The 6,441-nt window shown below is 63.1% G+C and carries 6 protein-coding genes; 1 reads left to right on the top strand and 5 read right to left on the bottom strand.

Features of this window, described 5'->3' with window-relative positions; genetic code table 11:
• Positions 1-16 precede the first annotated feature (16 nt).
• The 5 genes from prmA to hrcA form a co-directional block, all read right to left on the bottom strand.
• A complete protein-coding gene (gene prmA, locus RDM88_RS11020) occupies positions 17-937 on the bottom strand; it encodes a 50S ribosomal protein L11 methyltransferase (protein ID WP_308754888.1) in 921 nt (306 codons plus the stop codon).
• Positions 938-1,021: 84 nt separating this feature from the next.
• Entirely contained in the window at positions 1,022-2,182 is a 1,161-nt protein-coding gene (dnaJ, locus tag RDM88_RS11025; RefSeq protein WP_308754889.1) for a molecular chaperone DnaJ, read from the bottom strand.
• Positions 2,183-2,287: 105 nt separating this feature from the next.
• On the bottom strand, positions 2,288-4,132 hold the full coding sequence (dnaK, locus tag RDM88_RS11030) for a molecular chaperone DnaK (RefSeq protein WP_308754890.1): 1,845 nt from the start codon (positions 4,130-4,132) through the stop codon (positions 2,288-2,290).
• A gap of 96 nt (positions 4,133-4,228) precedes the next feature.
• Positions 4,229-4,762, bottom strand: coding sequence for a nucleotide exchange factor GrpE (gene grpE, locus RDM88_RS11035; RefSeq protein WP_308754891.1), 534 nt, complete (start codon positions 4,760-4,762; stop codon positions 4,229-4,231).
• Between the two features lie 28 nt (positions 4,763-4,790).
• The gene (hrcA, locus tag RDM88_RS11040; protein WP_308754892.1) at positions 4,791-5,819 is read right to left on the bottom strand and encodes a heat-inducible transcriptional repressor HrcA; all 1,029 of its coding nucleotides are present in this window, start codon (positions 5,817-5,819) and stop codon (positions 4,791-4,793) included.
• Positions 5,820-6,101: 282 nt separating this feature from the next.
• Here hrcA and RDM88_RS11045 point away from each other — a divergent pair, with 282 nt between their 5' ends.
• Positions 6,102-6,326 (top strand): HPr family phosphocarrier protein, encoded by a 225-nt coding sequence (locus RDM88_RS11045; RefSeq protein ID WP_308754893.1) that lies wholly within the window; start codon positions 6,102-6,104, stop codon positions 6,324-6,326.
• Positions 6,327-6,441: the final 115 nt, after the last annotated feature.

Raw genomic sequence — 6,441 nt, forward strand, 5'->3', positions numbered from 1 at the left:
AAACCGCGGCATCCCGCTACCCCCTCTCGGCGGCCAGCGCGACCCAGCCGCCCGACTCGCGCCGGTCGGCGAGGCGGTAGCCCGCCCCCTCGAGGGCGGCCGCGACGTCCGCCTCCCGCGTGTCGATGATGCCCGACGCGATGAACACGCCGCCCGGCTCGAGGAAGCGCCCGAGGTCGGGAATGAGCCGCAGGATGATGTCCGCGACGATGTTCGCGGTCACGACCCCGAACCGTCCGTCCACCCTGTCCGCGAGGTCACCCGCCAAAAAGGCCGCGCGGCCGCCGACGCCGTTGGCGGCCGCGTTCTCCTTCGCGACCCGCACGGCCACCTCGTCGATGTCCACGCCGACGGCCGAATCCGCGCCGAGCAGCAGCGCCGCCACGGCGAGGATGCCGCTGCCGGTGCCCACGTCGAGCAGCTTCACGCCGGGCGCCGCGTATTTTTCCAGCAGCTGCATGCACAGCCGCGTCGTGTCGTGGGTGCCCGTGCCGAACGCCATGCCGGGGTCCATCGTGAGCACGACCTCGCCGGCCCCCGGCGTATAGTCCTCCCACGAGGGGCAGACGACCAGCCGCTCCCCCACCTTTGTGGGGAAATAGAATTTCTTCCAGGCGGTGGCCCAGTCCTCCTCGTCGACCTTGTCCGTCTCGACCGTGAAGGGCACCCCCTCCGTCTCCAGCCGCTCCCGCAGGTAGGAGACCGCCTCGAGCGGGCTCTCGCCGGGGGAGATGTAGAGGTGGATGACCGCGTGGGTGCGGTCGCGCTCCAGAAGCTCCTGCTCGATCAGGTCGACGTGTGCGATCTGCGGGGCGAGCTCCTCGATGTCGCTGTAATCCTCAATATAGATGCCGTAGGGCACCACCATGTTGGCGACCGCCTCGGCGGTTTCGACGCGCTCGACGGGCACCTTCAGTTTCACTTCGCTGTACTGCATGCCGCTCCTCCTTGTCCTTGTACGCTGATGTTTTATTATACAGCAAAACCGCCCCCATGGAAAGGGCGGTTTTGTAAACAATTCTTATTTCATCGCGTCCTTGAGCTTGTCGAAAAAGCTCTTGCGCTTTTCATAGTTGCGGTCGCTCGACAGGTCCTCGAACTTTTTGAGCGCGTCCTTCTGCTTGGCGCTCAGGTTGCGCGGGACCTCGATGTTGACCTTGACGTACTGGTCGCCGCGCCCGCGCCCGTTCACATAGGGGATGCCCTTGTTGCGCAGGCGGAAGACGGTGCCCGACTGGGTGCCCTCGGGGACGCTGTACTTGACCTTCCCGTCGATGGTGGGCACGACGATCTCGTCCCCGAGCACCGCTTGGGTGAAGGTGATCGGGATGTCGCACCACACGTCGAAGCCGTCGCGCTCGAAGAGGGTGTCCGGACGCAGCGTGACCATGATGTTCACGTCGCCCGACGGCCCGCCGTTGAGTCCCTCGTCGCCCTGCCCGCGCAGCACGAAGGTCTGCCCGTCGTCGATGCCGGCGGGGACGGAAACCTCCAGCGTGCGGGTGTGGCGCACGCGGCCCATGCCGCGGCAGTCGCCGCACGGCTCCTTGACGATCTTTCCCTTGCCCGAGCACTTGGTGCAGGTGCGGGTGGTCTGGATGACGCCGATGGGGGTGCGCTGCTGGACCTTCACCTGGCCGGTGCCGCCGCACTCGGGGCAGGTCTCGGGGGAGGTGCCCTTTTTGGCGCCAGAGCCGCCGCAGGTCTCGCATTTTTCAAGCCGCTGGACCGTGATCTGCTGCTTGCAGCCCTTGGCCGCCTCCATGAAGGAGAGGCCGACCGTCACGTTGATGTCGTTGCCGCGGATCGGGGCGTTGGGGTTGCGCGGCCGGGAGGAGCCGCCGCCGAACCCGCCGAACCCGCCGCCGAAGAAGCTCTCGAAGATGTCCCCGACGTCGAAGCCGCCGAAGCCCCCTCCAAAGCCGCCCGCCCCGGCGCCCGCGCCGTAGCTCGGGTCGACGCCCGCGTGGCCGAACTGGTCGTACCGCTGGCGCTTGGTGGAGTCGCTGAGCACCTCGTAGGCCTCGTTGACCTCCTTGAATTTGGCCTCGGCGGTCTTGTCCCCCGGGTTCATATCGGGATGGTACTGCTTGGCGAGCTTGCGGTACGCCTTTTTGAGGTCGTCCGCGGAGGCATCCTTCGAGACGCCCAGCACGTCGTAATAATCCCGTTTATCAGCCAATTGCCCTCACCTCTGCTCTCCGCTCCCCTGTCACCGGAACGGCTGTTTCACGCGGCAAGGCGAGAGGCCCCGCCCCCCGCCTTGCCGCAGACTTTTTCCATTGTATTATTTTTTGTCGTCCTCGTCAACCTCGCGGTAGTCGGCGTCGACATAGTCCCCGCCGCCGGCGGAGGCGCCGTCGTCCTGCTGCGCGCCCGCCTCGGGGCCGGCGCCCTGCTGCGCCTGCTGGTACATCTTGGAGGACATCTCGTAGAAGTCCTTCTGCAGGTCCTCCTGCTTCTGCTTGATGTCGTCGACGTCGGTGCCCTTGAGCGCCTCTTTGAGGGCGTCGATCTTCTGCTGGACGCGGCTCTTCTCGTCGGCGGACACCTTGTCGCCCAGGTCGGTCAGCGCCTTTTCGGACTGGTAGACCATCTGGTCGGCGGCATTGCGCACGTCGATCTCCTCGCGGCGCTTCTTGTCCTCCTCGGCGAACTGCTCCGCCTCCTTGACCGCCTTGTCGATGTCGTCCTTGGACATGTTGGTCGACGCGGTGATCGTGACATTCTGCTCCTTGCCGGTGCCGAGATCCTTCGCGGTCACATGGACGATGCCGTTGGCGTCGATGTCGAAGGTGACCTCGATCTGCGGCACGCCGCGCGGCGCGGCCGGGATGCCGTCGAGACGGAACATGCCCAGCGTCTTGTTGTCGCGGGCCATCTCGCGCTCGCCCTGGAGCACGTGGACCTCAACCGAGGTCTGGCCGTCGGCCGCGGTGGAGAAGATCTGGCTCTTCTTGGTCGGGATGGTGGTGTTGCGCTCGATGATCTTGGTGCAGACGCCGCCGAGCGTCTCGATGCCGAGGGAGAGCGGGGTGACGTCGAGGAGCAGGAGCCCCTTCACGTCGCCGCCGAGCACGCCGCCCTGGATGGCAGCGCCGACCGCGACGCACTCGTCCGGGTTGATGCCCTTGAAGGGCTCCTTGCCGCAGAACGCCTTGACCGCGTCCTGCACGGCGGGGATACGGGTGGAACCGCCGACGAGCAGCACCTTATCGAGGTCGGAGACCTTGAGGCCCGAGTCGGCCATCGCCTTGCGCACCGGTTCCATCGTCTTTTCGACGAGGTCGGCGGTCATCTCGTTGAATTTCGCGCGGGTCAGCGTGACGTCGAGGTGCTTCGGCCCGGTCGCGTCCGCGGTGATGAAGGGCAGGTTGATGTTCGCCTGCGTCACGCCGGAAAGCTCGATCTTCGCCTTTTCAGCCGCCTCTTTGAGGCGCTGCATGGCCATCTTGTCGCCGCGCAGGTCGATGCCGGAGTCCTTCTTGAACTCGTCCGCCAGGTAGTTGATGATCCGCTCGTCGAAGTCGTCGCCGCCCAGGCGGGTGTTGCCGTTGGTGGCGAGGACCTCCTGGACGCCGTCGCCCATCTCGATGATCGACACGTCGAAGGTGCCGCCGCCGAGGTCGTAGACCATGACCTTCTGGTCCTGCTCCTTGTCGATGCCGTAGGCCAGCGCGGCCGCCGTCGGCTCGTTGATGATCCGCTTGACGTCGAGGCCGGCGATGCGGCCGGCGTCCTTGGTGGCCTGGCGCTGCGCGTCGGAGAAGTAGGCAGGCACGGTTATGACCGCCTCGGTGACCTTTTCGCCGAGATAGGCCTCCGCGTCGTCGCGCAGCTTCTGCAGGACCATCGCGGAGATCTCCTGCGGGGTGTAGTTCTTGCTGTCAATCGTGACCTTGTAGCTGGAACCCATGTGCCGCTTGATCGAGGAGATCGTGCGGTCGGGGTTGGTGATCGCCTGGCGCTTGGCCACCTGGCCCACCATGCGCTCGCCCGTCTTGGAGAACGCGACGACCGACGGGGTCGTGCGCGCGCCTTCCGCGTTGGCGATGACGACGGGCTCGCCGCCCTCCATGACCGCCACGCAGCTATTTGTCGTACCTAAGTCGATACCAATGATTTTTCCCATGATAAAAGCCCTCCAGATCTATTGAACTAAATTTTTACGAAAGGAATATCGTTTCGCGGCCTTCGCCGCGGAATCGCCTGAACCTGATTTGCGCCGTCAGTTGGCGACCTTGACCATCGCGTGCCGGATGATCCGGTCCCCGAGCTTATAGCCCTTCTGGAACACCTCGACGATGACGCCCGCCTCGGCGTTTTCATCCTCCACGTGCATGACCGCGTTGTGGAAGTCGGGGCTGAAGACGTCGCCCGCCGCGCCGAACTCCTCGACGCCCAGCTTGGCGAAAACGTCCTTGAAATTCTGTAGAATCATCTCGACGCCCTTTTTGAATTCGGCGTCGGCGCAGGGCGCCGCGAGCGCCCGCTCAATCGTGTCCACGACCGGCAAAAACTGCGCGACCGCGGAAGCGGTGGCCTGCGGATAGATCGCTTCCTTCTCCCGGACGCTCCGCTTGCGGAAGTTGTCGTACTCCGCCATCGTGCGCAGCAGCTTGTCGTTCAGGGAATCGACCTGCTCCCTGAGGAGCTCGGCCTCGCTTTTTTCGGGCGCGGGCTGTTCCGCCTCCTGCGCGGGGGCCGCCTCCTGCTCCTGCGGCTCCGCCTGCGGGGCCGTGTCCTTCGTCTCTTCTGCCAAATCTGCTCACAACCTATCTCTGTTATTGTTATTCCTGTTCAAACGTCTCCGACAGGAGCTTTCCCAGCGTCTGGGAAAAATACTCGATGTGCGGGATGATCTTCGCGTAATCCATGCGCACCGGGCCGATCACGCCGATCGCGCCCGAATTCTGCTCGCCGATCTTGTAGCGCGTGACGACCACCGAGGTGTCCGCCAGCTCGCTCTGGGGGTTCTCCTTGCCGATCGTGATAAAGACCGCGTCGCTTTTGGAGGCGAGCACTCCGAGGAGCTGTTCACGGTTGTTCATCGTAAGCAGCAGGTCGCGGGCGATGTCGGAGAACTCCTTGTAGCCCAGCAGGTTGGCGCTGCCGGAGGTGTAGAACTGTCCCTCGTTGATCTCGCGGCAGAGTTCGTACACGGTGGCGAGCACCGGGACGAAAAGGGTGGAATAGTCGCCGAGGGTCACGGCGATCGAGTTGATGTACCACTGGGAGATGTCCGACACCGATTTGCCGACCAGGCGGCCGTTGCAGAACTGGTTGAGGAACTCAACGATCTCGGTGGTCAGCCCGAAGTCGACGCGGCAGACCTTGTTCTTGATGACGCCGTTGGTCGCGATGACCAGCACGACGACGGTCCGCGCGCCCGCCGGGACGATTTCGACCCGTTTGACCTGCACCGTCCTGGGGGTGATGGTGGTCGAGACGGTCGCGCACTTGGTATAGTCGGCGAGGGCCTCGGCCGCGTCCTCCAGGAGCCTGTCGGGATCGGGGTCGCGCACGTTGAAGAGCGCGTCGATCTCGCGCTGCTCCTCTTCGGAGAGGGGCTGGCAGTGCATGAGCTGGTCGACGTAGATGCGGTAGCCCAGATGGGAAGGAACCCGCCCCGCCGAGGTGTGGGGCTGTTCGAGCAGCCCCATGTCGAAGAGCGCCGCCATGTCGTTGCGGATGGTGGCGGAGGAAACCTGGAAGTCAAGCTTCTGCGCGACCGTCTTGGAACCGACGGGTTCCCCCGTCTCGATATAGGTTTCGACGACGGCTGTCAGGACCTTCAGTTTTCTGATGTCGAGCTTCACCGTTCCCACCTCACATTCCGTTCCCGGCGAAGGGCTCTTTAGCACTCATTATTTCCGAGTGCCAACAACTATAATGTACCACACTTTTCTGCAAAGTCAAGGGAATTCACGAAATGTTTACAGAATTTTTGGCACTCTATTTAATAGATTGCTAACATAGTAAAATATGTACAAACTTCAAAAAATTCATTGTACATATTGACATTTCCTTTTTTTTGTAGTTTAATAAGGACAGAGAGAGAATCAACCATTTCATAACCGACAGTTTAAGGAGGTTTTATCATGATCATCAAAGACGTTATGCTTCACTCCGCGGAGGACCTCCGCCAGTTCATGTATCTCGCCATGCAGTCGTCCGAGGACATCGGCGTGCACACCACCGACGGCAAAATCGCGGACGCAAAATCGATCCTCGGCCTGATGGCGCTCGACTACACCAAGCCCGTCAAGGTCGTCACCGAGGACAGCCACTTCGTCAAGCAGATCGAAAAGTGGGCGGCGGAATAAAAACCCGCCCCTGTCCAGCAACCGCACGCTCAAAGCGGCCGCCCAATCCGGGCGGCCGCTATTTGTTTGTCATCCGCCGGGCGGCGGTTTTAGATTTGCCGCTCATCGAGCGGCG

It is taken from the genome of uncultured Anaerotruncus sp. (assembly GCF_902490045.1).
Taxonomy (GTDB): Bacteria; Bacillota; Clostridia; order Oscillospirales; family Ruminococcaceae; genus Anaerotruncus.

Bases quoted from the DNA above. Each gene is read 5' to 3' on its own strand.
- prmA (WP_308754888.1), bottom strand. From the start codon at position 937: ATGCAGTACAGCGAAGTGAAACTGAAGGTGCCCGTCGAGCGCGTCGAA.
- dnaK (WP_308754890.1), bottom strand. From the start codon at position 4,132: ATGGGAAAAATCATTGGTATCGACTTAGGTACGACAAATAGCTGCGTG.
- RDM88_RS11045 (WP_308754893.1), top strand. From the start codon at position 6,102: ATGATCATCAAAGACGTTATGCTTCACTCCGCGGAGGACCTCCGCCAG.